26 protein-coding genes are annotated in these 25,891 nt (G+C 72.9%); 2 read left to right on the top strand and 24 right to left on the bottom strand.

Annotated elements, in window-relative coordinates; translation table 11 throughout:
* Positions 1 to 456: 456 nt before the first annotated feature.
* The 13 genes from M1O15_RS07025 to M1O15_RS06965 form a co-directional block, all read right to left on the bottom strand.
* Positions 457 to 1,107, bottom strand: a complete 651-nt coding sequence (locus M1O15_RS07025; RefSeq protein WP_248632538.1) for a TetR/AcrR family transcriptional regulator — start codon at positions 1,105 to 1,107, stop codon at positions 457 to 459.
* Between the two features lie 171 nt (positions 1,108 to 1,278).
* A complete protein-coding gene (locus tag M1O15_RS07020; protein WP_248632379.1) occupies positions 1,279 to 1,854 on the bottom strand; it encodes a DUF3515 domain-containing protein in 576 nt (191 codons plus the stop codon).
* 12 nt (positions 1,855 to 1,866) lie between these two features.
* On the bottom strand, positions 1,867 to 2,358 hold the full coding sequence (locus M1O15_RS07015) for a thiol-disulfide oxidoreductase DCC family protein (RefSeq protein ID WP_248632378.1): 492 nt from the start codon (positions 2,356 to 2,358) through the stop codon (positions 1,867 to 1,869).
* A 14-nt stretch (positions 2,359 to 2,372) separates the two neighbouring features.
* Positions 2,373 to 2,801 (bottom strand): hypothetical protein, encoded by a 429-nt coding sequence (locus M1O15_RS07010; RefSeq protein WP_248632377.1) that lies wholly within the window; start codon positions 2,799 to 2,801, stop codon positions 2,373 to 2,375.
* A gap of 172 nt (positions 2,802 to 2,973) precedes the next feature.
* The gene (locus M1O15_RS07005) at positions 2,974 to 4,044 is read right to left on the bottom strand and encodes a hypothetical protein (protein ID WP_248632376.1); all 1,071 of its coding nucleotides are present in this window, start codon (positions 4,042 to 4,044) and stop codon (positions 2,974 to 2,976) included.
* A 71-nt stretch (positions 4,045 to 4,115) separates the two neighbouring features.
* Positions 4,116 to 4,388, bottom strand: coding sequence for a DNA-binding protein (locus M1O15_RS07000; protein WP_248632375.1), 273 nt, complete (start codon positions 4,386 to 4,388; stop codon positions 4,116 to 4,118).
* Complete coding sequence (locus M1O15_RS06995) at positions 4,385 to 5,125, bottom strand: hypothetical protein (RefSeq protein ID WP_248632374.1); 741 nt, start codon at positions 5,123 to 5,125, stop codon at positions 4,385 to 4,387. The genes M1O15_RS07000 and M1O15_RS06995 overlap by 4 nt, the downstream gene beginning before the upstream one ends.
* Positions 5,126 to 5,138: 13 nt before the next feature.
* Entirely contained in the window at positions 5,139 to 7,193 is a 2,055-nt protein-coding gene (locus M1O15_RS06990; protein ID WP_248632373.1) for a hypothetical protein, read from the bottom strand.
* On the bottom strand, positions 7,183 to 7,473 hold the full coding sequence (locus M1O15_RS06985) for a hypothetical protein (protein ID WP_248632372.1): 291 nt from the start codon (positions 7,471 to 7,473) through the stop codon (positions 7,183 to 7,185). The genes M1O15_RS06990 and M1O15_RS06985 overlap by 11 nt, the downstream gene beginning before the upstream one ends.
* Before the next feature lie 268 nt (positions 7,474 to 7,741).
* Entirely contained in the window at positions 7,742 to 8,650 is a 909-nt protein-coding gene (locus M1O15_RS06980) for a hypothetical protein (RefSeq protein ID WP_248632371.1), read from the bottom strand.
* Positions 8,647 to 10,857: an nSTAND3 domain-containing NTPase gene (locus M1O15_RS06975; protein WP_248632370.1), complete on the bottom strand. Its 2,211-nt coding sequence runs from the start codon at positions 10,855 to 10,857 to the stop codon at positions 8,647 to 8,649. The genes M1O15_RS06980 and M1O15_RS06975 overlap by 4 nt, the downstream gene beginning before the upstream one ends.
* Positions 10,854 to 11,780 (bottom strand): hypothetical protein, encoded by a 927-nt coding sequence (locus M1O15_RS06970; protein WP_248632369.1) that lies wholly within the window; start codon positions 11,778 to 11,780, stop codon positions 10,854 to 10,856. The genes M1O15_RS06975 and M1O15_RS06970 overlap by 4 nt, the downstream gene beginning before the upstream one ends.
* A gap of 143 nt (positions 11,781 to 11,923) precedes the next feature.
* A complete protein-coding gene (locus M1O15_RS06965) occupies positions 11,924 to 12,580 on the bottom strand; it encodes a Crp/Fnr family transcriptional regulator (RefSeq protein ID WP_248632368.1) in 657 nt (218 codons plus the stop codon).
* 141 nt (positions 12,581 to 12,721) lie between these two features.
* Between M1O15_RS06965 and M1O15_RS06960 the strand changes: the two genes are divergently transcribed.
* A complete protein-coding gene (locus M1O15_RS06960) occupies positions 12,722 to 14,173 on the top strand; it encodes a hypothetical protein (RefSeq protein ID WP_248632367.1) in 1,452 nt (483 codons plus the stop codon).
* 27 nt (positions 14,174 to 14,200) lie between these two features.
* Here the strand turns inward: M1O15_RS06960 and M1O15_RS06955 are convergent, their stop codons facing one another.
* The 11 genes from M1O15_RS06955 to M1O15_RS06905 form a co-directional block, all read right to left on the bottom strand.
* The gene (locus M1O15_RS06955; RefSeq protein ID WP_248632366.1) at positions 14,201 to 14,839 is read right to left on the bottom strand and encodes a hypothetical protein; all 639 of its coding nucleotides are present in this window, start codon (positions 14,837 to 14,839) and stop codon (positions 14,201 to 14,203) included.
* The gene (locus M1O15_RS06950) at positions 14,809 to 16,107 is read right to left on the bottom strand and encodes a DUF7224 domain-containing protein (RefSeq protein ID WP_248632365.1); all 1,299 of its coding nucleotides are present in this window, start codon (positions 16,105 to 16,107) and stop codon (positions 14,809 to 14,811) included. The genes M1O15_RS06955 and M1O15_RS06950 overlap by 31 nt, the downstream gene beginning before the upstream one ends.
* The gene (locus M1O15_RS06945; RefSeq protein ID WP_248632364.1) at positions 16,104 to 16,901 is read right to left on the bottom strand and encodes an ATP-binding cassette domain-containing protein; all 798 of its coding nucleotides are present in this window, start codon (positions 16,899 to 16,901) and stop codon (positions 16,104 to 16,106) included. The genes M1O15_RS06950 and M1O15_RS06945 overlap by 4 nt, the downstream gene beginning before the upstream one ends.
* Positions 16,902 to 16,973: 72 nt before the next feature.
* Positions 16,974 to 17,405, bottom strand: a complete 432-nt coding sequence (locus M1O15_RS06940; protein ID WP_248632363.1) for a hypothetical protein — start codon at positions 17,403 to 17,405, stop codon at positions 16,974 to 16,976.
* Between the two features lie 254 nt (positions 17,406 to 17,659).
* Complete coding sequence (locus M1O15_RS06935) at positions 17,660 to 17,851, bottom strand: ferredoxin (RefSeq protein WP_248632362.1); 192 nt, start codon at positions 17,849 to 17,851, stop codon at positions 17,660 to 17,662.
* A gap of 30 nt (positions 17,852 to 17,881) precedes the next feature.
* The gene (locus M1O15_RS06930; RefSeq protein WP_248632361.1) at positions 17,882 to 19,096 is read right to left on the bottom strand and encodes a cytochrome P450; all 1,215 of its coding nucleotides are present in this window, start codon (positions 19,094 to 19,096) and stop codon (positions 17,882 to 17,884) included.
* A gap of 240 nt (positions 19,097 to 19,336) precedes the next feature.
* The gene (locus tag M1O15_RS06925) at positions 19,337 to 20,101 is read right to left on the bottom strand and encodes a succinate dehydrogenase iron-sulfur subunit (RefSeq protein WP_248632360.1); all 765 of its coding nucleotides are present in this window, start codon (positions 20,099 to 20,101) and stop codon (positions 19,337 to 19,339) included.
* Positions 20,101 to 21,855 carry a succinate dehydrogenase flavoprotein subunit gene (gene sdhA / locus M1O15_RS06920; protein WP_248632359.1) on the bottom strand — a complete coding sequence of 585 codons (1,755 nt, stop codon included), beginning with the start codon at positions 21,853 to 21,855 and terminating at the stop codon, positions 20,101 to 20,103. Before sdhA ends, M1O15_RS06925 begins: the two co-directional genes overlap by 1 nt.
* A gap of 18 nt (positions 21,856 to 21,873) precedes the next feature.
* Positions 21,874 to 22,350, bottom strand: a complete 477-nt coding sequence (locus M1O15_RS06915) for a succinate dehydrogenase hydrophobic membrane anchor subunit (RefSeq protein WP_248632358.1) — start codon at positions 22,348 to 22,350, stop codon at positions 21,874 to 21,876.
* 8 nt (positions 22,351 to 22,358) lie between these two features.
* Positions 22,359 to 22,739, bottom strand: coding sequence for a succinate dehydrogenase, cytochrome b556 subunit (gene sdhC / locus M1O15_RS06910; protein ID WP_308282240.1), 381 nt, complete (start codon positions 22,737 to 22,739; stop codon positions 22,359 to 22,361).
* Between the two features lie 317 nt (positions 22,740 to 23,056).
* Positions 23,057 to 23,626 carry a 2-oxo-4-hydroxy-4-carboxy-5-ureidoimidazoline decarboxylase gene (locus M1O15_RS06905; protein ID WP_248632357.1) on the bottom strand — a complete coding sequence of 190 codons (570 nt, stop codon included), beginning with the start codon at positions 23,624 to 23,626 and terminating at the stop codon, positions 23,057 to 23,059.
* A 603-nt stretch (positions 23,627 to 24,229) separates the two neighbouring features.
* On the opposite strand from M1O15_RS06905, the gene M1O15_RS06900 reads away from it, so the two are divergent.
* Positions 24,230 to 25,807, top strand: coding sequence for a beta-N-acetylhexosaminidase (locus M1O15_RS06900; protein WP_372499373.1), 1,578 nt, complete (start codon positions 24,230 to 24,232; stop codon positions 25,805 to 25,807).
* The last annotated feature ends 84 nt before the right edge of the window (positions 25,808 to 25,891 follow it).

The raw sequence follows: 25,891 nt of genomic DNA, 5'->3' as shown, positions 1-25,891 counted from the left end.
CCTCCTCCTCGTCGGCCTCGGTGATCGCCGCCGCCCGCCCCCCGACCCGTCGTCCTGGCCTCTCAGTCCTCGGGGTCGCGCAGGCCGACGCAGTCATGGACCCAGAAGGCCTCCAAGTAGACGAAGGTACCCGTCATCCAGGGCTCGTGAGCGGACAACCGGGCGCTGGAACTCCGGAAGCACGCCCAGCGGTGACAGCGAGAGGACGTCCACGATCCGGCGCGGGGCGTCCAACCGCGCCGCGCTCAGCAGGACATGCCCGACGACACGGTCGTCAACGACAGCGACAAAGGACATCGGCGGGGCCTCCGCGACGCGCAGTGCCTCCACGAGGAGGAGTGATCCTGGGAGCCTTCACGGGCATCGTGCGAGGTCATGGCCGCGAGGGTAGGTCGCGGGGCGGCCCCTCCGCGAGACAATCGCACACCAGGTGCACGTCAGGTGCGCACCGGGCCGCTATCGGGCAGCCTCGGCCTCGTGGGCGTCGGGGAGGAACTCCGCGAGGAGGTCCTCCAGTTGGCGCACCAGGGGCCGCAGCACGCGGAAGCGGGAGAGGGCGATGGCGCGGGCGGCGATGGGGGCGGTGCGCACCACCAGGCGGTGGCTGCGCTCGGCGCCGGGGGAGCGGTCGTACACCCAGAACAGCACCAGTCCCATCTGCATCATCCACAGCAGATAAGGCAGTCGGCCGGCCAGCTCGGGCGCGGTCTTGGTGGAGGAGCCGGCCAGCACCTGGCGGTGGACGTCGACGGCTCGCTCGCGGGCGGTCGTGGACTCGGGGGAGAACGGGCTGAGCGGGCTCTCCGGGTCGGCGGCGTTCTTGAAGAACTGGGCAGCGAAGCGGTGGTACGGCTCGGCCACCTCCAGCCAGCGGAGCAGGGTGCCCTCGATCCGGTCGGCCAGCTCGGGGCCGCCGGCCAGGACGGGGCCCACGGCCGCCGCGTGCTCGGCGGCGATCCGGTCGTAGAAGCCCTGGACCAGGTGCTCCTTGGACGAGAAGTAGTAGTAGGCGTTGCCGGTGGAGACGCCGGCCTCCTGGGCGATCGCCCGCATGGTCGTGCGGTCGTAGCCGCGCTCCTCGAAGAGGCGGAGCGCGGTCTCCAGGATGAGGGTGCGGGTCTGCTCGCTCTTCGGCGCCTTGGTCGCCCTGGCGGGCTTGGCCGCCTTCGAGGAGGCCTCGGCCTCCGCTCCGGCCCCGGTCTCCGGTTCCGTACCGCTCACCGCGTCCTTCACCTGTTCTCCGTCCCTGGCCACTCGCACGCCCCTCACGCCCCGAGCCTAGAGGCTGCGCGGCACGGCCTTTTTCACGGCGTCCGCGAGGTTGATCAGGGCCTTCACGTCCCCGTACGCGGCGGGGATCACCACCTCCACGTACGCCTTGCGGTAGCTGGTGGTGCAGCGGTAGCGGCCGTCCTCCCGCTTCTCCAGCACCCAGTCCACGCCGTTCACCTCGCCGCCGTTGGCCCGGGGGTCGTCCATCACGGGCGGCCGGGCCACCCCGCAGCGCAGCACCACCGCGGGGTCCCCCCAGGCGGCGGTGTACGGGGAGGAGGGCTCCGTCGCGCGCTGGCGGAGACCGGCGACGGTGGCGGGGAGCGCGTCGTGGAGGTCGCGGCAGAGCCGTTCGCCGGTGGCGTCGGGGGCGGGAGGGTCCACCTCGACGTCGTCCCCGCCGGCGAGCAGGTACGCGGCGAGGAGGGAGAGGAGTACGGCGAGGGGGACGCCGAAGAGCACGAGGCGGCGGCGGAGGAGGCCGCGCCGAGGGGGGCGGGCCGGGGCGGCGGGTTGCCCGGTGCCGCTGCCGCCCGCTGCCGCGCCGCCCGTCGCCTCGTCCACGTCCACTCCCTCGCTCATGTCCCCCCGACCCTATCCAGGGGGTGGGACCGGGCCCCCGCGCCGGTCCCACCCCCTGCCAGGTGCGCCCCCGTGACCTGGCACGCACCGTCCCTCGGCGCAGCCGTCCGGTCCGTTGCCGCCGGTGCGGGCGGCGCGCAGCCTGGCGGCGGCGAGGACGGTGGCCCGGGCCAGCGGCAGCCCGGCCGGGGTGGCGAGCCGGTGGGCGGTGGCCCGGTAGCCGTCCAGGGCCCAGAGGCAGGTGATCCAGGCCGCCTCCGAGCGGTAGACCTGGCCCGCGTCCCCGATCACGGTGATCTCCTCCAGGGTGGCGCGGTGGTCCAGTCGCGGGAAGCGGTGGCGGGCCTCGGCGGAGCCGGCGGGTACGAAGTCCAGCGGCACCCGCTGCCTCTGCCGCGCGAGCCAGCCGCGCAGCTGTACGCAGAGCGGGCACCGAGCGTCGTACAGCACCGTCAGCCGTCGCACCGGCGGCGGGGCAGGCGCGGGCTGTGCCGGGTGGGTCATGGCGCGGCCCGCCCTCAGGTCCGGGCCGTGGGAGCGCTCCAGCCACCGGCGGGCGGGATGTACCCCTGCGGCGCCACGGGCGGCCGCTGCTCGCGGTCCAGGGTGCCGCGCCGGCGGATGCGGTTCAGTACGTAGACGTTGGCCAGGTGCAGCACCCCGAGGACCAGCAGCACCACGCCGAGCTTGACCGAGAGCGCCTCGAAGAGCTGCCGGGCGTCGGCGACGGGGTCGTCCTGGCTCAGGTGGAGTGCGACGAAGCCGAGGTTGACCAGGTAGAAGCCGACCACCAGCAGATGGTTGACGGCGTCCGCGAGCTTCTCGTTGCCGTGCAGCACATCGGCGAGGAAGACCCGGCCGTTGCGGCTGAGGGTGCGCGCCACCCAGACCGTCAGACCCACGCTGACCAGCAGGTAGACGATGTACGCGATAACAGTGAGGTCCATGCCCCACACTCCTTTGAACGCGTTCAAAAGCTGATGCGGCTCACCTTAGCGACTTTGTTGAACGCGTTCAAGAATGGGTGGCGCGTGCTCGGGGCAGGGGTGGTGCCGGACGCGGTATCGCGTCCGGCAGCCATGGGGTGGGGCGGGGAGTGATCGGGTGGGCGCCGGGCGGCTACCGCTGCTGCCTCAGCTCGGTGGCCGTGACCGCCCACTCCTCGAACACCTGCACAGTGCCGAAGAGCGTCCGCATGGTGGCGCCGACCCTCCTGGTCGGGCGGCGGAGCCGTCGGCTCACCGTGCCGAGCATCTCCATCAGTGACATGAACTGCTGCAGGGCCGTCGTCGCCTCGCGCATCTCGCGGGCGGTGACCACCATGTCGTCGAGCATGGCGTCCACCGTGTCCGGCCACTCGTCGCGCGGGGTGTCGCGCATCCACCGCAGGAAGGCGTTCATCGCCTCCGCCGCGACCTCCATACGGGCGGCGAAGCGGGTGGCGGATGCCTCCATCTCGTCCGCCGGGCCCTCGATGGCCTTGGCGAAACGGTTGACCATCGCGAGCCTGGCGCTCATCGGGGCCCCCGCGTCGAGCCGCGACATCTCCTCGCCGATCAGCGTGCCCATCGCCGCGAAGTCGGCGAAGGCGGCGTCCAGGTCCGCCATGTCGTCCGTGATCGACTCCATCGCGGTCTCGGCCGCGGCCGCCAGGTCGAACATGCCCGGGCCCTCCCCCTCCTCCCGGCTCGGGTCATCCGGTGCCGGGTGGGTGACCGGAGCGAGCGCGGAGGTGGGGGCGGGCGGCCGCGGAGCCGCCACACCGAAGGCCTCCACCAGGGCGTCGGCCAGTCGGTGCCGTGCGTCGGCCGCCCCTCCCGGCAGCGGCGAGAACTCGACGGCCGGCAGGGGGAGGTCGGTGACCGCCGCCCCGTCCGCGGCGTGCAGGTGCACGGTGCGGCGGCCGGTGGCGCGCCGGACGCGCAAGCTGTGGACGACGTCCGGAGTGGCGCACGAGAGGTCGGCGACGACCACGTCCTCCTCGACGAGGTGGCGCAGCGACCGCTCACTCAGCAGACCGGAGCCCGGTTCCCGGTCGGCCCGGACCAGCCGGAAACCGAACTGCTCGCAGACGGGCCGCACCACCTCCTCGTAGAGGAGCGCGGAGCGGGGCGCGGTACCGGCGTCCGCCGCACCGGTCGGGGACGGGGTGGCCATACGGGTCGGTGCGAGGACGAAGCAGGTGGGCACGGTGGGTTCCCTTTCGGAGGGGGATACGGAATGGACTGGCCGGCCACCGGGGCGGCCGGGGTGCGGGAAGGTCAGTCGAAGAGCGTGAGGGCGATGCCCTGCGCGAGGTCCTCGGCGTGGACGGGCACTTCCTCGATGCCGAGGGCGCGCATCAACTCGGTGGTGGGAACGCGGTGCCGGTGCCCGACCCGTACGGTCCGGCACGGGAACGTGCCGAGGCCGATGAGCCGGTACGCCGTACCCATGCACATGCCGAAGGCGCGGGCCGCGGTGCGCAGGTCGACGCTGACCGGCAGGGCGAAGATCTCGCCGAAGGAGAGCAGGTCGTGCCGCTGCGGGCTCATCGGCGCCTCCTCGGACCGGGCAGGGACAGCGTGCCGATCCGCCGTCCGCGGGGGCGCCTCGTGGTCTGCCTGACGGTGTCGGTCAGGCCGTACGCCTGGGCCAGGGCCCCGATCCGGACGCCCTCCACCCGGCCCGGCGGAAGGGTGAACCGCAGGTCCGCGGTCAGGCCCTCGGGCCGGTTCGGCCCGGCGAAGTCCACCTCCCACCGGTGGTCGGGCCACTCCTCACCGACCTCACCCGTGGCGGCGGCGGCGCCGGTGAAGACACCCATGTCCTCGGTCGGCACCTCCAGCCGGGCCGCGCCCGCCGCACTCCAGGCCGCGGTGCAGGCCGGCCGCAGCAGGGCGGAGGCGACATCGGGGGTCTGCGGTCCGACGCGTTCCAGCGCCTCCAGATAGGCCGTGATCAGTTCGGAGGCCACGTCCTCACGGTCCTGGCCGAGGCGGTACGCGATCTTGTACATCGTGCGCCGCAAGCCGGGCAGGGCCAGCCAGACCGCGGCCAACCGGTGCCTGGGGGTGCCGCCGGTGCGCGCCAGGGCGGCGGTCCGCCGCCAGAGACCGTCGCGCACCCCGGGGTCCACCGACCGGTCGTAGAGCATCACCCGGGCGTCCCGCAGGGATACCGGGGCGCCGTCGTCCGTGCCGCCGGCCGGCCCGAGCGCGGGCGGCGGGTCCCAGGCCGCCACCTCCCGCTCGATGCGGACGAACAGCCCGGGGCCGAAGGGTAAGGTCATCGTTCACTCCTGATCAGCCGTCGTGCCGGGTGGAGGTGTCGAGCGCCGGCGTCCGCTCACGCCAGGTCTTCAGGTGCCGTTCGGCGAGATCCTTGCCGGGGGTGGTGTCCTCGCTGCGTCCGAACCACAGCAGCAGGAGCAGAAACCCGGGTCGCCCGGTTTCCAGCAGCTGCCCGAACAACTCGTCCAGTGCGTCCGCCCCTTGGCCGGTCCGGGCCGCTTCGCCGCACCAGGCGAGAAGCGCGGCGCGCATCGGACCGTGACCGGCTGTCTCGTCGAGCGCGTGCCCGACCAACTCCCCGACGCACTCGCGGGTCGGCCGATCGGCGAGCAACCGCGCCCGGAACCAGTCCCGGCCCGCCTCCAGCAGGGCGGGCACGGCCAAGGCGGCCACCAGCGCGGCGGAGTCCTCCCCCCGTGCCCAGTCGGCGAGATCGTGGACGATCGACGTCCGGTCGGCGTCGCCACCCGTGGCGAAGCGCTCCACCACGGTGTCCACCACGGCCGGGGCCAGTGCCGCGCCGCCGTACGGCCCGGCCGTCAGCCGGTGCAGCAGGACGAGCGCCCGGCCGGCCGGGAGACCGCCGGTGCCGCTCCGGCAGGCATACGCCACCGCCGTACGCGGCGCCGTCCCGGGATCCTCGCTCCACTTCCGCAGCACCCGGTACGCCGACTCGGCCGACGCCGGATCGAGCGTCGCCGCCCCCAGCGCGTGTGCGGCGACCAGGACGCTCCCAGGACTCGTGAACAGGGCGGGCCCGCCCAGCAGTTCCAGGGTGCGCCCACCGGTCCGGACAGCGATCCGCGCCGCCGCCCGCCCGGCCCGGTCGACCGCTTCGGCATCGGTGCCCGTGCCGCCCAGCCATGCGTGGAGCACGGGAAGCAGACCGGCGTACTCACCGCAGACGGCGTCCCACACCCCGTCGGCCACAGCCGGCCAGAAGAAGCCAGTGGCGCCTCCGCTCCGGCCGCTTTCCGGCGGACCGCACCCGGCACCGACCGAACGGAACAGTTCGGGCAGCGGCCGCCGCCCGGAACCGCCCGTGTCCGCGGGTGCGCTCGTCGACGACCGGCCGTCGTCGGTCCGCTGCCGCTCCACGCTCACCAGGGTGAGCAGCGCTCCGGCCCGGTCCTCGATCACGGCCCGGTCCAACCCGCCGAACACGCACAGTGCCAGGACGAGGGACAGCACCTCGGGATCCCCGTCTGCTCGCGCCATCAGAGCCGACGCCTCGGCCCGGGCGAGGTCGGCCGCCACGATGGCATGGCTCGCCCCACCGCCCGCGCTGAGCCGGACCACCGCCTCGGCGGCCCGGGCCGCGTACCGCGGGGGCAGCCCGGCGGGCAGCAGGGCGGAGGTGAACTCGGCGCCCAGCGAGCGCAGCAGACGCTCCCGACGGTCCCGGGCCGGGCACAGGTCGGCGAGGTGCGCACCGAACACCGCGGCCGAGTCGGGCGGTTCATGGTGGACGACCTGGGCCGAGAAGTCGGCGCGCGGTGGCCCCGACTGCCCCGGCGAGCGCGGCACCACGACGACCATGCGCGCCTCCGCCCGCGCCAGCCGGTCCTCCAAGCGGGCCAGCTCCCAGGGCCGCAGGTCGAGGGAGCGGGACGGCGCCATGACGAGGTAGCCGTCGACCCGGTCCCGCGACGGCTGCCACCGGGCGAGGTCGACCGCACCGTCCACCTGGCAGAGCCTGGGGTCCGCATGGCCCTCGGCCAGCAGGTTGAGGGCGGTGGTGAACCTGCCCGTGCCCGGCGCTCCGGCCAGCAGCAGTACGCCGGTCTCCAGCACCGACAGACCCGCGTCGAAGGCGGCCGGCCGGACGAACCGGCGCCGGCGGACGGCGAGGTCCCTGGCCCGGACCGGGCCGTGGGCGGGAGCCGGATCGTCCTTCTCCGGCCCCCCCGCCGTCAGATGTTGACCGCCGATGACCACCCCGTTGTTGACGAGGCCGCCCGGTGCGGACACCTCCATCCGCTGCCGGAGCTCGTCCGTCAACTGGCGTACCAGAGAACCGATGACATCGGCCGGAGCGGTCTCGGCGGGTGCGGTCTCAGACGACATCGCCCGCTCCGTGGACATAGTCGCCGGCCACCTCGACGCCGGTGACATGCTGCCCACCGAAGACGGTGCCGGTGTTGATGATGCCGCGATCGGCCCGCAGCACCGTCGAGGAGGTGTGAGCGGGCCCGCCTCGCTCCTCGTCCCGGGGTTCCGGCCGCTGCGGCTCGGCCGAACGTCCGACCAGCTCCCCTACCAGCGGGGTCACCGGACCGGTGTTCTCCGCGCCGTGCGGCGGCTCCTGCTCCGCTCGCCGGCCCCCGCCTTCCGTACGTTCTCGCATGTTTCCTCCACGATCCGGCCGGGGGTTTCCGAGGCCACCCGGCGGCTGTCCTGCCACCACGAGGTTTCCGCTTCCGCGGACGGCGTTCCGCTCCCGCGGCACCGAAGAGGTATGGATGCGGTCACGTTCCGAACGCCCGTTCCACCGCAGCGGAAAGGGAGAGGGCGAGCCGCACCATGGCGGCTCGCCCTCTCCCTTTCACGTACTTTTTCGTACCTTCTCGTACATGGCGGAGGCTTTGCCCCCACCGCTTCCCGGCCCGCGTCCGTCAGCCCCAGGCCGCCGGCGCCGGCCGGCCCAGCGCGCGCAGGCGGTCGCGCAGCAACCGGCTCATCTCCTGCCGCTCCTGCTCCGTCAACGTGCCCAGCAGGACGGCCATCTCGTCCTGCCAGTCCGTCCGCTGGGACAGCAGGTCCTGGTGCCCCACCACCCAGTCCAGCACCGCGCTCACCTCGTCGGGACGGCGCAGCAGCCAGAGCGCGGCGAGCGAGACGGGTCCGTTGCGCAGCGCCTGCACGCAGAACTCGTACTCACCGCGGCGGTCGGCCGTCCAGGAGTACCGGACCGCGTCCTGCTCGGCCTCGCCGAGCAGCAGTTCCTCGCCGGTCTCCCGCGGCCTCACGTCGAAGACCCGGTAGCTCAGTCCGGCGCCCTCCACCCGCTGCGGCGGCCCCAGGACGTGAATGACCTCCGGTGCTCCGAGGCCGCCGCCGGCGACCGCCTGGTTCTCCCCCAGGTGGCGCAGTGCGGTGGTCAGATGGTCCCGGACCACGGTCCACCCGTAGAGGGTCCGGGACCGCACGACCTGCACCGGGTCGTGGACCCACCACGCCACGTACAGGTCCACCGATTCGGTGCCGTACACCGTCGGCAGCCCCACCGCGCGGGTGTCCACCTGCTCCGTCAGGTCGACCAGGAAGGCGTCCGTGTAACCTCCCCGGCGTATGGGCTGCTCGGCGCCCTCGGACCCCGGGAGGCCCGGTGGCCAGGGCTCCGGCTCCTCCGGCTCCTCCGGCTCCTCCGGTCCGCCCGGCCGGCCGGACAGGTGGTACCGCCCGCCTCCGTCGCGAAGGACCAGGGCGCGGTCCCGTCGCCGCGACCACAGGTGGCTGAGGATCTCCCGCCATGGCGCCCGGCTTGCACGGGTGAAGATGCGCTCGTTCGGGTCGTCGTTCACGCTGCCTCGCTTCCGGTCGATGTGGACGGCCCGGGCCCCGGGCCCGGTCGGGTGCGCGAGGCGCCGGTGCGCCAGTCGCGGAGGGCCCGGAGCGCGATGCCCCGCCCGGTGGCGACCTGCGGATCGCTCCGCTCGATCTCGACGAACAGCCGCAGCGTCCCGTACTCCATGGGATCGGCGAGGGCGGTGAGCAGTTGCTCGACGGCCGCCGCCGCCGTCGGCTCCCAGCGGGCCGTCTCGCACCAGCGCAGCACCTCCCGGCACACGGCCTCGAAGGCGTCTGCCGAATTGAGCGCGGCGCGGATCAGGGCGACGATGACCGGGGCGCGTGCGGTCTGCTCTGCCAGCTCGCTCTGGAACCAGCGGGGCTCCGCCAGAAGCCGGGGCAGCACGGACAGCAGCGGGCCCGCGTCCGGTGCCATGTCGGCGCTCCAGGACGCCAGCTGGTCCAGCACCCGCTGCTCGTGGCCCGCCTGGTGCAGGCGCACCAGGGCGGACTGCACGGCCATCAGGACGCCGGTCTCCTCCGGGATGTCGCTATGCACGCCGCGCAGCAGTGTCCCCAGCAGACGCAGGGCCCGTTCCGGCCGTCCGAGACCGAACTCGGAGCCGCAGGCATACGCCACCGTGGCCCGCCGGTTCCGGTCCCGGCCCCAGGCCCAGACGCCGAGCCGGTGGCGCACCTCGGTCACCAGGACCGGGTCCTCCGCCGCGATGCCCAGGGCCCGGGCCGCGATGAGCCGACCGGTCATCCGCTCGGAGGCGGCCAGGTGCGCGATGTGCCGCAGTGCGGTGCGGCCGCCGCCCCAGGACGCGGCCTGACCCATCATCCGGGCGACCGGTTCGGTCAGTTCATCACGCCCGTCGACCTCGCGCAGCCAGGTCACCAGCAGTTCGGACAGCTGCCCGTACTCCCGCCACACATGCCGGAGCACCGCCTCGCCCTGCCCCTGCCGGACGAACACCACCGGCTCGACCGCGCTGCTGAAGCCCCCGGCGGCCCGGATCTCCCGCGGCTCGCGGCGGCCGCCCACCGAGCGCAGCAGTTCGCGCAGGGGGCGGCGGAAGACGAACTGCGGATTGGGGCGGGGCTCCTTGCCCTCCTCGGTCGGCTCCAGCACCGAGGCGAGGCGCCCTTCGGACAGCTCCAGCAGCCGTTCGGCCTCCTCGCGGACCACCCGGTGGTCCAGTCCCTCGAAGACGGCCACCGACAGCAGGAAGGCCAGGCCGTCGGCGTCGTCCCGCAGTGCGTCGACCAGAGGGGGGACGCGTTCCTCGGCCCGGTAGCTGAGCCGTTCGCGGACATCGCCGAGCGCGGCGCGCTCACCGTCGGCCGCGACGACGAACGACACCAGCTCGACGACCTCGTGCGGGACCACGCCCGGCACCAGCAACTCGTCCAGCAGCCCTGGCTCCACGGCACCCAGCAGCCTGCTCCGCTCCGGCTCCTCCGCCACCTCGGCTGCCAGGCGCTGGTGGAACACCGCGACGGGCGGCGGCGGTTCGTACGGCACGGGACTGATGTGCAGATCCCGCTCCAGGGTGCGCAGCAGCCCCGGGTCGTCGTCCGGAAGGATCAGCACCATGCAGGCCCCGGCCCGCGCCAGGAGGTCCCGCAGGTTGCCGAGCACGCCGGGCCCCAGGGGGCGGGCCGGGAAGAGCCCGTCCAGGAGGTAGCCGCGTGCGTCGGGGTCGTCGGGGCGCCAGCGGTCCAGCTCGGTGACGCTGTCGAGCGCGCGCAGGGCGGCGTTCTTCCCGCAGTGCCGGCGCAGCAGGTTGAGGGCGGTGGTACGGCGGCCCGATCCCGGTCTTCCCGAGAGGAACAGCAGCCCGTCGTCCCTGAGTCGGCCCAGGCAGGTCCGGAAGGCGTCCGGTTCGACGAATCCGAAGGCCGCGGCGTCCACCTCGGCCTGGGGAATGGGCCCCTCGTGGACCCGGGTCGCACGGCGGCGGTCGCCGGCCGGGCCGTCCCCCACCGCCTGCCCGCCGTGCACCGAGCCGGTGTTGATGTTGCCGTGGGCGGCGTTGTTGTACGAGACGTGGATGGGGCCGCCGCCCAGCGCCCGCAGCACATGGTCGAAGCCGGGCGGGGGTGCCTCCTCAGGCCGGGACGCCCCGGCGTCGGCACCCGTCCCCTCCGGCGCCGTCTCCTCCGCCGGCGGCTCCTCGCCCGCCGGCTCTCCGCCCGCCGGCTCCTCGGCGGTCACGACCGCCCCTGGTTCTTGTCGCCGTGCACCCGGTCCCCCTGGTAGCCGCGGACCTTGCCGGCCTTGTTGCCGCCGACCTGGTCCCCGGCGACGTGATGGTTGGCCACGCTCTGCCCGCCGTGCACCGTGCCGGTGTTGATGTTGCCGCGAGGGGCCCTGTTGGTGGTGCGGACGACGTCCCGGACACCGTCCGGCCGTGCCTGCGGGTGCACGTCCGGGCCCGCGCCCTCGTCCGCGGCTTCGCCGAGGATGTGCCGGTCGTCCAGCGGGCCGGAGGGCTGCGGCACGTAGATCCACGCCTGCTGGGCGAACCGCTTGCCGTCCACGGTCGCCGGCACCTCGATGAAGTGGTCCGGGTGGCGGCCGGTGTAGCCACTGGCCACGGCGTCCTGATAGCAGCGCTCCGAGAGGACGGCCACCACCTGGGTGATGCTGCGCGACCCGGCCAGCACGGCCTTCGCCGGACGCGAGTCCAGCAGGCGGTGCGTGTCGTTGCGCGCCGTGCCGTTGCCGCCGAACTCGTCTCCGGTGTCGGGCAGCGGGCCGACGTGCAGACTGACCCGCAGCCGGATCGGCGCCGCGCCCAGGGAGTGGACGTTGTACTCGGTCAGCACCTCTTGGAGGGTGTACAGCCAGGGGTGGATGACGAAGGGCAGCAGGCTCGGATCGCAGCCGATGACATACCCGTCGCCGGTGGTGGCGGAGAACTTCCGGTCCTCCCAGAGCGCGGCGAGGCCGGCCCGGTCCAGGGACAACCGGAGCAGCTCCGGCACCGCCCGGCTGACCACCTCGTGCTCGATCGCGGGCAGGCCGGTGAAGTCCTTGGCGTCCACGGCGATGACGCCGCGGTACGGGGGGAGGAGCCGGCTCCGGGTGTAGGGGCGGGCGCTCGCCCGGGGCAGCTCGCTGTGGTCGTCGTACATGGTCACTCCTCCGTGAGGTCCGGTCAGGCCGCGCGGCCAGTGGTCGTCCACCGGGGTCGGCGCCCGTCGAGCCTCACGGAGAAGGGCACGGCGTTCCGCTCCGCGAGCACACAAGGAGGGTGACGGCCGTCACATCGCATGCCTCAGGTGTACGGCTCACCACCGGCCAGAGCGCGCAGGCGGCAGGGGTCCAGTACCTCGACCCACGCCCGGCCCACCGTGACGCACTCCGGGCCGAAGACGGTGAGCGCCTCCGCGATGGAGCGACGTCCCACTCCCAGGTGCTGCGCCAACTCGTCCCGGGTGAGGGAGAAGCGCCCTTTCGGAGCGATCTCGACCAGCCGGAGCAGCGCTGCCGCGAGCCGCTGGACGGTGTCGCCGTCATAGCCCTGGGTCTGCTCCCGGACCCGGCTCACCGCGTAGATCGCCAGTTGGGGCGCCAGCCGGTACTTCTCCACGAAGCTCCGGAAGTCGACCGCCAGCAGGACCTTCACTTTGCAGTCGGTAATCGCGTGCACCGAGGCGGTGCGCACACCGCCGTCCTGGAGTGCCATCTCGCCCAGCAGTTCACCCGGACCCCGGAAGGCCAGCAGCCGCTTCCTGCCGTCGCGGCTCGTGTGGACGACCTTGACCAGACCGTCCACCAGCGCCAGCACATGATGCCCGCCCTCGCCCTGCCGCAGCAGGGTGTCGGCCGCCCGGTGCGGGCGGGTGGGCAGGTCCTCGATGTGCTGCCAGGCTTCCGCGGGAATCAGATCGCGCAGCGGACGGGCCGGTAACGCGGAGGTGTCTTCGCTCATGTGACCACCGTAGGGGCCGCTCGCATGGCGGTGTGGCGGAACATCTGCCTCCGGTCCGGTACTTCCGTGAGGGTCGCTTACGCTGCCGTGGGCATTTCAAGATCACGCGCCCACAGCTCATGGCAGGCGTACGGGGGAAAAATGAACACGTACACGGTGGCGGCGGTCGGCCTCGTCCTTTCGGCGGGGCTGGTGGCGGGGTGCGGCAGCTCCGGGGGCGAGGAGCCCGCCGCGAAGCCGAAGGCCGGGGGACCGGCCACCGGCTCGGCCGGCGCGGCCCGACCGGGCGATGCGGCGGTCAAGGGCCCCCGCTACGACGGGCCCGCGGTCCCGGGCCTGGCCGCCGAACCGGCGTGGAGCCTTCCGTCGCCCGCCGAGCCCATCGACCTCGGGGACACCTTCCTGTTCGCCAAGGACGCCCAGGGCGCGTACGCCTCGGGGGGCGGGTCCGACAAGGGGCCGGTGGACGGGACCGTCGGCGCGCTGTCCGTCGGCGGCGCCTCCGCACCGACGACCCTGGAGTTCCGGGACGTGAGGACCGGCGAGGTGCGCAAGACCCTCACGGTGAAGGCCGACCGGGTGGTCGCCACCACCTGGCACCAGGGCGTCCGGGCGGTCGCGGTGCTCACCGGTGCCACCACGGAGTCGGACGGGCTGAGTGCGGAGAAGACCAGCACCACGGTCACCGTCTACGGCGGCGATGGCGCGGAGCTGGGCAGGATCACGCGCGAGGGCGACACGTTCGACGTCCACGAGGGGTATGTCGTCGAGCAGGACGGGGAGGCGGGCCTCAAGCTCACCGCCATCGACGGCGGCGCGGTCCGCAAGGTCGTCTGCACCGGGCTGATGGCCTCGTGCGGTTTCGACCCGCGCAACAAGGACATCGATGGCGGGCCGGGCCACGCGCCGCTGATCACCGGCCCGTACACCTTCCATGTGGAGAACGCCTCCACCTACCAGGAGGACCCGGCGCAGCTCGTCATGACGGAGCCGGCCGGCGGGAAGAAGGTCTGGAGCACCGCGGACGTCACCCCGCCGCCCGGGGTGGAGCTGGACGAGGACGGGAAGCGCGCCAGCAGCCATATCCGGGTCCTCGACGTGCGCGACGGCAAGGTGCTGACCGCCTGGGGCGCGGGCGTCATCGCCACTGACACCTGGGTGACGGCGACCTATGACATCGCGACCGGCAAGCAGGTCGGCGGCTCCTCGAAGTACACGTACGCGGACAGCCCGTACGACACCGTCAACACCGAGGGCTCCTCCGTCTTCAGCCTCGACCGCACCCTGGCCGCCGTCCACACGGAGCGGGGCACGGCCGTGTGGCGGCCGGCCGACGGCAAGGAGGTCAGGGCGCAGGCCGAGGGCGAGAAGGCGATGGAGCCGCTGCGCTTCGCCCCCGACGGCGTCCTCTACGGCATCGTCGACGGCGAGAACGGCGCCGAGGACGCGTACCTCGCCGTGGACGGCCGTACCAAGAAGGTGCTCGCCAAGAGCCTGCCCGAGGAGAGCATCCCGCTCTTCTCGCGGTCGTCGGGATACGGCTACCTCAGCACGGGCAAGGGCTTCTTCGTGTTCCCGGCGGCCCAGGGCTAGGAGCCGCACATCCGCCGCACTCCGCCGCTACGCCTCCGCGCGGTCCTCCGCCCGGGGCGGGGCGGGCGGCAGGAGGAGGGAGGCCAGCCAGAGGAGGGCGGCGGCCGCCAGGGCGCCGGACGCGTACGGAGGGTGGATCGACCAGGCCCACCACTCCGGGGTGTTGTCCGGCGCCACACCGAGCAGCAGCGTGGGGCCGAAGGTGCCCAGCGGCAGCAGCCAGGCCAGACCGCTGCCGAAGAGGCGCGCGCTGATCGCGGCCAGACCCACATAACCGACCGCGTTGCGGACCGAGGCGGCCGCCACGTCGACGGGCAGTCCGAAGAGCACCGGCAGTGCGGAGAGCGCGGCCGCCAGCGCGGTGAGCGCGAGCAGGTGCAGGCGCCGGAAGAGGGCCATGGGCTGGGCGGCGGTGTGCTCCAGGTCGGCCATGGGGGAGTGCAGCGTGGTGCCGAGGACGATGGCATGGGCCACCGGCGCGACCGCCGCCACCGGGATGCCGTAGTCGACCAGGTAGCGGAAGTCCGGGATCTCGACCCGCGTCCCGGCGAACACCGCGGCGGCCAGGGCCAGCACCAGCGAAACGGCGGCCGCGCGGGGCAGGTCGCGGCTGCGGACGAAGGCGAGGACGGGGTTCACCGGGGCGGCGCGGGGACGGGCCGGCACCGGCCGATGGCATCGGCGGCGGCGGACAGCCAGCGGTCCTGGTCGGCGGCCGGCGTGGCCAGCACCCGTTCCAGGACTGCGGCGAACTGGTCCCCGTAGTACGGCGTGACCAGCTTGGCGCGGGAGTTGACCACGGCCTCCACCAGGAAGGCGTCGGGGTAGCCGCCGGTCTCCCGCAGCATGTGCGGCGCGCACCCCTCCGGTCGCGGGGGGAGGGCGGAGCCGAGCATGGCCTCGGTCATCGTGGCCGAGTCCAGGACCGGCCGGTACACCGGGAGTTCCGCGCTGTCCGGGCCGGCCGGCCGCAGCCCGGTCTGACGGAAGTCGCGGCGGAACCCGGGCAGCGCGCCGACCGCCCGGTCCACGGCCCGGGCCGCGTCGCGCGCCTGGGGCAGCAGATGCCGATCGTCCGGCCACAGGCAGGCGCGGACCCGGCCCTCCGTCGCACACACCGGCGCGGCCGGCTGCTCGGCCCGTACCGCCCAGAACGGTTCGCCCACCGGGGCGCGGACGGTCAACAGGACGCCGCCGGCGGCCAGGGCCAGCACGGCCGGTACGGCGGCCAGTGGCCCCGGGGAGAACACCGGCCGTCGCAGCAGCGCGGGCAGCGCCAGCACGGCCAGTGCCGCCGCGGCGCACCACAGGGCCGCGACCAGCAGACGGGCCGTGTGCGGCTGGAAGGTGGCGTCCCAGTGCTCGTCGAGGGCCGGGAACAGCCGGGCCAGGGAGAGACCCGGGAGGAAGGCGAGGACCACGAAGACCAGGTACCAGAGCACACCCATGGCCGGGGCGGTGATCCGGGACGGCAGCAGGGTGCCCGCGCAGACACCCGCCGCGATCTGCAACCCGGTCATCGCGGCACCCAGCACCAACGGGCTCCACACCGGGGCGGTGACCTCGCTGACGGCGGCGGTGCGCTGGAAGGCGACGGCGGCCATCACCGCGTACACCAGCAGCGACCACAGCCAGGCCGCCGCCCACAGCAGCAGCGCCTGCGACCAGCCTCCGCGAGGAGCGGTGTCGGACCAGGCGTCCACCCGGGTGCGCCGGGCCCGGCCCGCCGTCCACGCGGCGGTGGCGCTCATCAGCGAGCCCATCACGATCACACCGAAGACCTGGACCTTGATGCTCGCCTGATTCCACCAGCCGATCCAGTCACTGACCGCCACGTCCGCGGAGAGCAGGTACCAGACGCCGGCCGCGCCCGCCAGCAGGGCGACCTTGCCCGCCTCGCCGCGCCGCATCTCGGTGAGCAGCACCCGCCTCATACCGGTACACCGTTCCGCCCCACCACGGCCAGATAGCCGGCCTCCACCGCCGAGCCGTCCAGCGTGGTGCCGTCATGGCCGTCGGCCTCGGCGCACAGCTCGGCGGCCGAGCCGGTGAACCGCATCCGCCCCTCCAGCAGCACATGGATGTGGTCGCAGACCTGCGCCACGTCCTCGGCCAGGTGCGTGCTCATCACCACCGCGGAGCGCTCCCCGAGCGCCCGGATCAGGGTGCGGAAACCGATCCGCTGCGCCGGGTCGAGGCCCACCGTCGGCTCGTCCAGCAGCACCAGGGCCGGGCGGTTGACCACTGCCTGGGCGATCCCGGCCCGGCGCAGCATGCCGCCGGACAGGGCGCCCATCCGCCGGTCCGCGTACCGCTCCAGCTCCACCAGGCCCAGCGCCTCGCGCACCCGCCCGGCCCGCTCCGTGCTCGGTACCCGGCGCAGCCAGGCCGCGTACTCGACGAACTCCCGGACGGTGTAGCGCGGGTAGTAGCCGAAGGACTGCGGTAGCACGCCGATGCGCTCCCGCACCCGGCGGACGTTCGCCCGCCCGCGCACGGGTGCGCCGAGCAGGCTCACCGCCCCCTGGTCCGGCTGCCGGGCTGTGCTCAGCAGCGAGAGCAGGGTGGTCTTGCCCGCGCCGTTCGGCCCGAGCAGGGCGGTGGTGCCGGGGTGGAAGTCGGCATGGACGCCGTCGAGGGCGACCACGGTCTTGTAGCGGACCGTGGCGCCCTCGACGTTCGCGGTCGGCGCGCTGCCGCCCGCGGTGGTGTGACTGTCTACGGACACGGTTTCCTGTCAGTTCGTCCGGTCTGTCGTCCGGTCCCGGTCTGCCGTCGGGCTGTCCGGTCCGGTGCCCGGTCAGTTCTCGGCGGCCACGAAGCCGTTGGCGCGGCTGCCGGGGATACCGGACCAGGTGGCCTTGGTGTAGTACTTGCCGCCCGTGTTGGTGCCCTTGTACGAGCCGCAGCCGTACGCCTGAGAGTAGGCCCGCGAGGTCGAGGCGACCTGCGGGTCGGGCAAGAACGACTTGTCCTCGTAGATATAGGCGCTGAACGAGTTGGGCTGCGAGGCCGGGACATCCCCGCATGGCTTGGCGTGACCGGAGCCCGGGCCGTTCCAGCGGTTGCTGTCCTCAGCGGAGCCGGAAGTCTGGATGGAGAACGGCAGACGGCTGCCGGAGATCTCGCCCGCCACGGCGGCCGTAGCCGGCAGCGCCAGTGCCGCCACGAGACCGACGGTCGCTATTCGCTTCTTGGTGAGGAACATGTGCATGACTCCCTGTTCGATCATCGAGCGGTGGGACCCGATGAACGTAAGCGGTGATCATCGAAGTCTCAGTGGCGGAAGTCACGCAAGAGGTGAAATGGCTGGAAGCACTCCGCGGAACGGCCCATACCGCCCCTGCCCAGGATCTTTGGGCACGCGGCCGCGGGCGGCTCCTGTCCGGAGGCGCATGATCCGGCTCGCCACGGAGGCGCCCAAGGCCCGGGCCGAGGCCTCCGCGCGCCGGGGCGCCGTGCCCGCGCCCGTGCCGGGGGCGGCCGTCAGCCGTCGACGGTGATCGCCTGGACCGGGCAGGCCCGCGCGGCCTCCTTGACCAGGGGGTCGCCGGCGCCGTCCTCGCGGCCGGTGAGGACGGCGCCGAAGCCGTCCTCGTCCTGGGTGAAGACCTGCGGGGAGGTCAGGGCGCACTGGCCGGCGCCGATGCAGACGTGCTCGTCGATCGAGATGCGCATCAGTGGTCCTCTCTCACCATCGTCGGCCGGTCACCAGGCCATGGGGAGTTCGAGCATCCCCTGGATCGTGTCGCCCGGCTTGAACGGGATCGTGTCGGCGGGGGCCGCCAGGCGCAGGTCCGGCAGCCGGTGGAGCAGGGTGCCCAGGGCGATCTCCATCTCGGCCCGCGCCAGGTTCTGGCCCAGGCACTGATGGATGCCGAAGCCGAAGGCCAGGTGGTGGCGGGCCGAGCGGTTCCAGTCCAGCGCGTCCGGGTCGGTGTAGGCGGAGGTGTCCCGGTTGATCAGGGAGGTGGAGAAGAGCACCCCTTCGTCGGCACGGATCACCTCCCCCTCGATCTCGATGTCCTCCCGCGCCACCCGCACGAACCCGTCCGCGATGGAGAGGAAGCGCATCAGCTCCTCCACGGCGGCCGGCAGCCGCTCCGGGCCGCCGGCCCGCAGCTCGGCCAGCCGCTCGGGGTGGGACAGCAGGGTGTAGGTGCCCAGCGAGATCATGTTGGCGGTCGTCTCATGGCCGGCCACCAGCAGGACCAGGGCCAGGTCCACCAGCTCCTGGCGGTCCGGCTCGCCGCGGACGTCGAGCTGCCGGGCGATCAGGTCGTCCAGCACCCCGTCCGCCGGGGTGGCGCGTTTGCGCTCCACCAGCTCGCCGAGATACCCCTCCAGCCGCTCCCGGGCGACCTCCACGTCCCGGGCGGCCGGGCCGCGCAGCAGCCGCCGGGACTGCTCCTCGAAGAACTCGTGGTCGGCGTAGGGCACCCCGAGCAGCTCGCAGATCACCATCGAGGGAACGGGCGTCGCGAAGTCGGCGACCAGCTCGGCCGGCGGGCCCTTGGCCACCATCGCCTCCAGCGCCCCGTCCACGATCTCCTGGATGCGCGGCCGCAGCCGCTCGGCGCGGCGCACACTGAAGCTGGGGATGAGCATCCGGCGCTGGACGTTGTGCTCGGGGTCGTCCAGCCCGATCAGCGCGGCGCGCCGCCGTTCGCGGATGGTGGCGAACCGCTCGGTGGGCCGGGGGAAGGCCGGGTGGGTGGTGTCGCTGGACAGCCGCTGGTCGGAGAGGAGGGCGCGGGCGGCGGAGTGCCCGGTGACCACCCACACCCGGCGGCCGTCCCAGAGCTTCACCCGGGCCAGCGGGCGCGCCTCGCGCAGCGGCTGGTAGGCGGTCGGCGGGTGGTACGGGCAGCCGCGGTCCTGGGGGAACGCGACGACGTCCGGCAGGGGGGTCGCTTGAGTCATGGGGGCCTCGCAGACGCTGACTCGTGAACGGACGCGGGGGGTGGGGGCGGCGCCGGTGGCGCGGTCGGTGACGACTCCACCCCGTGACGAGTCCACTACATGCCCAAGGCATCGATCGCGTCTACGCGCTGTTCGGCCAAACCACCGGAACGGGTCCCTCTCCGGTCGTCCGGGTGACACGGCGAGGGCCCGCCTCCGGAAAGGAGACGGGCCCTCGTACGCGTACCGCTCAGGCGGGGATCAGAAGCGGCGGGTGATCAGCGCCCGCTTCACTTCCTGGATCGCCTTGGTGACCTCGATACCGCGCGGGCAGGCGTCCGTGCAGTTGAACGTGGTGCGGCAGCGCCACACGCCGTCCTTGTCGTTGAGGATCTCCAGCCGCTGCTCCCCGGCGTCGTCGCGCGAGTCGAAGATGAAGCGGTGGGCGTTGACGATCGCCGCCGGGCCGAAGTACTGCCCGTCGTTCCAGAACACCGGGCAGGACGAGGTGCACGCGGCGCACAGGATGCACTTGGTGGTGTCGTCGAACCGCTCGCGGTCCTCGGCGGACTGCAGCCGCTCACGGGTCGGCTCGTTGCCCTTGGTGACCAGGAACGGCATGACGTCCCGGTACGCCTGGAAGAACGGCTCCATGTCCACGACCAGGTCCTTGAGGACCGTCAGGCCCTTGATGGCCTCGACCGTGATGGGCTTCTCCGGGTTGATGTCCTTGATCAGCGTCTTGCAGGCGAGCCTGTTCTTGCCGTTGATCCGCATCGCGTCGGAGCCGCAGATGCCGTGCGCGCAGGAGCGGCGGAAGGTCAGCGTGCCGTCGACGTCCCACTTGATCTTGTGGAGGCCGTCGAGGACCCGCTCCTTGGGGTCGATCTCTACGGGGAAGTCCTCCCACACCGCGTGCTCCGACACCTCGGGGTTGAAGCGGCGGATGCGGAAGGTGACCGTGATGTACGGGGAGGCGTCGGTCTTCGCCGTCGCCTCGGCCTTGTCCATGACGGGGGTAGCCATCAGTACTTACGCTCCATCGGCTGGTAGCGGGTCTGGACGACGGGCTTGTAGTCGAGACGCACGGTCTCCGAGCCGTCGTCGCCGACCTCGCGGTACGCCATGGTGTGGCGCATGAAGTTGACGTCGTCGCGGTTGGGGTAGTCCTCGCGGTAGTGGCCGCCGCGGGACTCCTTGCGGGCCAGCGCGGACACCGCCATGACCTCGGCCAGCTCCAGCAGGTTGCCCAGCTCGACGGCCTCCAGCAGGTCCGTGTTGAACCGCTTGCCCTTGTCCTGGACGGACACGTTCTTGTACCGCTCGCGCAGCTCGGCGATCTTCTCGACGGCCGTCTTGATCGTCTGCTCGGTGCGGAACACCATCACGTTGGCGTCCATCGTCTCCTGGAGCTCGCGGCGGAGCTCGGAGACCCGCTCGCTGCCGGTGGCGGCGCGCAGGCCCTCCACCATCTCGACGACCAGCGACGCCGGGTCCTCCGGGAGCTCCACGAAGTCCGCCGTGGCGGCGTACTCGGCGGCGGCGATGCCGGAGCGGCGGCCGAAGACGTTGATGTCCAGCAGGCTGTTGGTGCCCAGGCGGTTGGCGCCGTGCACCGAGACACAGGCGACCTCGCCGGCGGCGTACAGGCCCGGGACGACGGTGGTGTTGTCGGCCAGCACCTCGCCCTGGACGTTGGTCGGGATGCCGCCCATCGCGTAGTGCGCGGTCGGCTGGATCGGGATCGGGTCCGTGTAGGGCTCGATGCCGAGGTAGGTCCGCGCGAACTCGGTGATGTCCGGCAGCTTGGCGTCCAGCTGCTCCGGCGGCAGGTGGGTGAGGTCCAGGAAGACGTGGTCGCCCTCCGGGCCGCAGCCCCGGCCCTCGCGGATCTCCGTGTAGATGGAGCGCGAGACGACGTCGCGCGAGGCGAGGTCCTTCATGACGGGCGCGTACTTCTCCATGAAGCGCTCGCCGTCCTTGTTGCGCAGGATGCCGCCCTCACCGCGGGCGCCCTCGGTGAGCAGGATGCCCATCCGCCAGATGCCCGTCGGGTGGAACTGGAAGAACTCCATGTCCTCCAGCGGCAGCCCGCGCCGGTAGCAGGCGGCCTGGCCGTCACCGGTGAGGGTGTGCGCGTTGGAGGTCACCTTGAAGAACTTGCCGGTGCCGCCGGAGGCGTAGATCACGGCCTTCGCCTGGAAGATGTGGATCTCGCCGGTGGCCAGCTCGTACGCCACCACGCCGGCCGACTTCCTGACGCCGTCGACCTCGGTGATCAGCTGGTCCAGGACGTAGAACTCGTTGAAGAACTCCACGCCCTCCTTGACGCAGTTCTGGTACAGCGTCTGGAGGATCATGTGACCGGTGCGGTCCGCGGCGTAGCAGGACCGGCGCACCGGGGCCTCGCCGTGGTTGCGGGAGTGGCCGCCGAAGCGGCGCTGGTCGATGGTGCCGTTCGGGGTCCGGTTGAACGGCAGGCCCATCTTCTCCAGGTCGAGGACCGCGTCGATGGCCTCCTTCGCCAGGATCTCGGCGGCGTCCTGGTCGACCAGGTAGTCACCGCCCTTGACCGTGTCGAAGGTGTGCCACTCCCAGTTGTCCTCCTCCACGTTGGCCAGCGCGGCGGCCATGCCGCCCTGCGCGGCGCCCGTGTGGGAGCGGGTGGGGTACAGCTTGGTCAGCACGGCGGTGCGGCTGCGCTTGGTGGCCTCGATGGCGGCGCGCATACCGGCGCCGCCGGCGCCGACGATGACGGTGTCGTACTTGTGGATCTTCATTGGTCGTCAGCCCCGGCTTCAGCGGATGTTCGGGTCGAAGGTGAAGATCACCAGCGTGCCCAGCAGGATGGTGAACACCGTCGCGGTGTACAGCAGGCCCTTCAGCCACAGGCGCGTGGTCGGGCGCTCGGCGTAGTCGTTGATGACGGTACGCAGGCCGTTGGCGCCGTGCAGCATGGCCAGCCAGAGCATCAGCAGGTCCCAGACCTGCCAGAAGGGGGACGCCCAGCGGCCGGCCACGAAGGCGAAGCCGATCTTGGAGACGCCGCCGTCCAGCACCAGCTGGATCAGCAGGTGGCCGATGACCAGGACGACCAGGACGACGCCGGACAGCCGCATGAAGAGCCAGGCGGCCATCTCGAAGTTGCCGCGGGTGGAGCGCGGGGTGCGGCCGGTCCGCTTGCGCGGCGGCTCGATGAGCGGGGCCGGGTTGTCCACGTCGTGGACGTGGCCGCCCTCCACGGGGCCGACGGCGGGGGTGGTGTCAGTCGACATGTCTGGTCTCAGCTCCCGAACAGTTCACGCACGGCGTGGCCGAGGACGGGGTAGATCGCGCCGGCCATCAGGACGACCCAGATGCCCACGACCGTCCAGAGCATCTGCTTCTGGTAGCGGGGGCCCTTGGACCAGAAGTCCACGGCGATCACGCGGAGGCCGTTGAGCGCGTGGAAGAGGATGGCGGCGACGAGGCCGTACTCCAGCAGCGCGACGATCGGCGTCTTGTAGGTGGCGACCACTTCGTCGTAGGCCTCGGGTGAGACGCGGACGAGCGCGGTGTCCAGCACGTGCACGAACAGGAAGAAGAAAATGAGGACGCCGGTGACTCGATGAGCCACCCACGACCACATGCCTTCCCGGCCGCGGTACAGCGTTCCAGCCGGCACGGAAAAACCCTCCGGGAGCGGATTTGGGGCCCGGCCGGCTTCGTAGGCGGTCTGGCCCGGCCGGGTACGGTCCACCGGCCCCGGCAATCGTAGCGACGCTTTGTCGGTTCGCCCGCCCGGGGTCGGTAGGTGTGATCAAAGAGGCACCGATGGGCTATGGACGCGGCGGCCTGCAGCTGACATAGGCAAGGCTTCCCTTACTGAATGCCCGCCGGTGGTGCCGACCCGCCCCTTGCCCCCTTTTTCCCGGGTCTTATCCGCTTTTCCCCGGCCCTTTCGCCGGGCTGTTCACCGCGATGATGACGGGAAATCCGGGATCAGCGGGGCGGCTCGGTCCAGGTGCCGATCAGCCGGGCGAGCCGGGCCCGGGCCAGCCGGCGCAGCTCGTCCGCGGCGACCGACCGCTCGTGGTCCGCCTCGTGGTCCAGCCGGGTGTGGATCGCCGCCAGTGCCAGGTCCAGGTGCTCCCTCGGCGGCCGCCCCTCCAGGCAGAGCGTGAAGGCGTGGCCGAACCGCTCCTCGTACCGGATCAGCGCGGCGTCCCAGGCGGTGAGCGCGGCGGGCGGCGCGCCCGGCGGCAGCAGCGGAGCCGTCTCGTCCGCCAGCGCCTCGTCCAGATCGGCGCCGCCCAGGTCGTACCCGGCCTCGTCGGCCGCGGCGAGCAGCGCGTCCAGTGTCGGGTACGGGCGGTGGGCCGCCATCCGCGCGGCCCACCGGCGGCTGCCGCAGCAGGCCAGCAGCGCGGCCTCGGCGGCGCCGGCCGGCTCCTCGTTGAACCTGGTCAGCGGCGACCCCGCGAGGGAGCCGCGGGCCTGCGCCGGTAACGCCCGGGCGGCGGCGGGGGCCGCGCCGGCGCCCGGAACGCCCGCGGTGGGATCGCCGGCCATGTCGGTTGGGCTCCTCGGCAGGTGTGAAGACGGTCGGTCGGATCGGACGGTCGGGCGCGGCCATGGCCGCGGTACGGAAGGGACGACCGTGGGGATAGGGGCACAACATTACCCAGGGTGAACGTGAGCGTCTCGGGAGATGCGGGAAGTTCACCCGGAAGGGAGAGTTTCAGTACGGCCCATGGACGGAGGTAACCCGTGTTCCGGTTCCGGCACCCCAGGCTCCGGCAGTCCACCCCCGCACGCCCGACGCCCCCACGATCGGCGCCGTGGTCGACATCACGATCGACACCGTGGTCGACGCCACCATCGGCGGATTCCGGGGCGGGGTCGGGGCCCTCGGTGACCGGGGCTGCGGCGGCCGGGCCTTCGGGGTCCGGTTCCTCGGGGGCCTCGCGGTCGACGGCCGGGCCTTCGGCGGCCTCTGGGGCGGCGGTCCCTCAGGCGGGGGCCGGTTTTTCGGCGGCCTCTGGGGCGGCGGTCCCTCAGGCGGGGGCAGGTCTTTCGGCGGCCCGGTGGTCGGCGCGTCCGGCCACGCGGGGGGCACCCGGGGCGGCTACCGGGTCTTCGGCGACCGGCCCTTCGGCCGTTCGGCGGGCCGGGGTGGTGGCCGCGGCGGTGGTGCTCTCGCTGACCGTCGCCTCCTGCGCCGGGAGCGGCGACGGGGGAGCCGCCTCCGCGGGCGCGCCCACTCCCGCGGCCACCAGCCCCTCGCCGTCCTCGCCCACCTCCCCGTCACCCACTCGGACGTATCCGCTCTCCACCGAGCCCCGCACCATCCCCGCGGTACGGGAGCACCAAGCCGCCCGCGGGCCCGGCTGGAAGCCCGGCGGGGGCAGCGCCGTGGTGCTCGCCGAGGGCAGCGGCGCCCTCGCCGACGAGGGCAGGCTGCTCGCCGGGGAGCTCGGCACCGGCTACCGGGGCGAGGCCGCCGCCCGGCCCGGCGACGTGGAGCTGGCCCTCGACCCGAAGCAGGGCGGCGGGGCCGAGTCGTACACCGTCACCACCCGGGGCAACCGGGTGCGGATAGCCGGGCCGGCCGAGGCCGGCGTCTTCTACGGGACCCGCACCGTCAAGCAGGCCCTGCGCTCCGGCGGCACCGTCCCCGAGGGCACGGTCACCGACGCGCCCGCCAAGCCGCAGCGCGGGCTGCACCTGGACATCGCGCGCAAGTTCTTCGACGCGGGGTGGATCGAGGCCCGGCTGCGCGAGATGGCCGACCTCAAGATGAACCAGCTCGCCCTGCACTTCTCCGACGACCAGGCCTTCCGCATCGAGTCGTCCAGCCACCCGGAGATCGTCTCCGACCCGCACCTCACCAAGGCCGAGGTCCGCCGGATCATCGCCCTGGCGAACTCCCTGCACATCACCGTCATCCCCGAGATCGACTCCCCGGGCCACCTCGGCGCCGTGCTGCGGGCCTACCCCGACCTCCAGCTCCGCAGCGCCCAGGGCAACGCCCGCCAGGGCGCCATCGACATCTCCAAGCCCGCCTCCGCGCGCCTCATCGACGAGCTGCTGCGCGAGTACGCGGCGCTCTTCCCCGGCGGCTACTTCCACGTCGGCGCCGACGAGTACCAGGCCCTGACCGTCTCCGACCCGGCCACCTCCTTCCCGCAGCTCGCCGCCGCCGCGCGGCAGCGGTACGGGCCGGACGGGACCGTCCAGGACCTCGCCGAGGGCTGGCTCAACGACCGCGCCGCGACCGTCCGTTCCACTCGGAAGAAAGCCAAGGCCTGGAACGACGGCTTCTTCGCCGACAGCGCGGTGACGCCGGACAAGACCATCGAGGCCGAGTACTGGACCGGCAAGGAGATCGGCGCCCGCCCACCGACCGCGTACCTCGCCGAGGGCCGCCCGGTGGTGAACCTCAACGACGAGTACCTCTACTACGTGCTCGGCGAGCCCAACGACTTCACCTACCCCACCGGTGAGCGGATCTACGAGCAGTGGACCCCGCGGGTGCTGCGCGGCACCACCCCGGTCGCGGCCCGCTACGACCGGCAGATCCTCGGCGGGCGGTTCGCCGTCTGGTGCGACCTGGCGAACGCCCAGACCACCGCACAGGTCGCCGAGGGCATCCGCATGCCACTCAACGCCACCTCCCAGAAGCTCTGGGACGCGGGCGAACCACCCCTGTCCTGGCCCCAGTTCCAGTCCCTCGCCCGGCAACTCGACTGACCACCGACCGCCGCCCCGGGACCCGGCAATCCCGGGGCGGCGGCCGTACAACCCTTTGCGGGAGCTGTGAGTCTCTGCTGACGG

Origin of the sequence: Streptomyces lichenis (assembly GCF_023218175.1) — a bacterium.
Taxonomy (GTDB): Bacteria; Actinomycetota; Actinomycetes; order Streptomycetales; family Streptomycetaceae; genus Streptomyces; species Streptomyces lichenis.
This window is presented reverse-complemented; position numbering and strand designations above follow the sequence as displayed.

Excerpts from the sequence above, each read along its gene's own strand:
- M1O15_RS06995 (WP_248632374.1), bottom strand. The coding sequence starts at position 5,125 with ATGACCTTACCCTTCGGCCCCGGGCTGTTCGTCCGCATCGAGCGGGAG.
- M1O15_RS06965 (WP_248632368.1), bottom strand. The coding sequence starts at position 12,580 with ATGAGCGAAGACACCTCCGCGTTACCGGCCCGTCCGCTGCGCGATCTG.
- M1O15_RS06940 (WP_248632363.1), bottom strand. The coding sequence starts at position 17,405 with ATGATCGAACAGGGAGTCATGCACATGTTCCTCACCAAGAAGCGAATA.
- M1O15_RS06970 (WP_248632369.1), bottom strand. The coding sequence starts at position 11,780 with ATGTACGACGACCACAGCGAGCTGCCCCGGGCGAGCGCCCGCCCCTAC.
- M1O15_RS07010 (WP_248632377.1), bottom strand. The coding sequence starts at position 2,801 with ATGGACCTCACTGTTATCGCGTACATCGTCTACCTGCTGGTCAGCGTG.
- M1O15_RS06950 (WP_248632365.1), bottom strand. The coding sequence starts at position 16,107 with ATGAGGCGGGTGCTGCTCACCGAGATGCGGCGCGGCGAGGCGGGCAAG.
- M1O15_RS07020 (WP_248632379.1), bottom strand. The coding sequence starts at position 1,854 with ATGAGCGAGGGAGTGGACGTGGACGAGGCGACGGGCGGCGCGGCAGCG.
- M1O15_RS06925 (WP_248632360.1), bottom strand. The coding sequence starts at position 20,101 with ATGGCTACCCCCGTCATGGACAAGGCCGAGGCGACGGCGAAGACCGAC.
- M1O15_RS06985 (WP_248632372.1), bottom strand. The coding sequence starts at position 7,473 with ATGCGAGAACGTACGGAAGGCGGGGGCCGGCGAGCGGAGCAGGAGCCG.
- M1O15_RS07000 (WP_248632375.1), bottom strand. The coding sequence starts at position 4,388 with ATGAGCCCGCAGCGGCACGACCTGCTCTCCTTCGGCGAGATCTTCGCC.
- sdhA (WP_248632359.1), bottom strand. The coding sequence starts at position 21,855 with ATGAAGATCCACAAGTACGACACCGTCATCGTCGGCGCCGGCGGCGCC.
- M1O15_RS07015 (WP_248632378.1), bottom strand. The coding sequence starts at position 2,358 with ATGACCCACCCGGCACAGCCCGCGCCTGCCCCGCCGCCGGTGCGACGG.
- M1O15_RS06915 (WP_248632358.1), bottom strand. The coding sequence starts at position 22,350 with ATGTCGACTGACACCACCCCCGCCGTCGGCCCCGTGGAGGGCGGCCAC.
- M1O15_RS06930 (WP_248632361.1), bottom strand. The coding sequence starts at position 19,096 with ATGACTCAAGCGACCCCCCTGCCGGACGTCGTCGCGTTCCCCCAGGAC.
- M1O15_RS06990 (WP_248632373.1), bottom strand. The coding sequence starts at position 7,193 with ATGTCGTCTGAGACCGCACCCGCCGAGACCGCTCCGGCCGATGTCATC.
- M1O15_RS06935 (WP_248632362.1), bottom strand. The coding sequence starts at position 17,851 with ATGCGCATCTCGATCGACGAGCACGTCTGCATCGGCGCCGGCCAGTGC.
- M1O15_RS06960 (WP_248632367.1), top strand. The coding sequence starts at position 12,722 with ATGAACACGTACACGGTGGCGGCGGTCGGCCTCGTCCTTTCGGCGGGG.
- M1O15_RS06905 (WP_248632357.1), bottom strand. The coding sequence starts at position 23,626 with ATGGCCGGCGATCCCACCGCGGGCGTTCCGGGCGCCGGCGCGGCCCCC.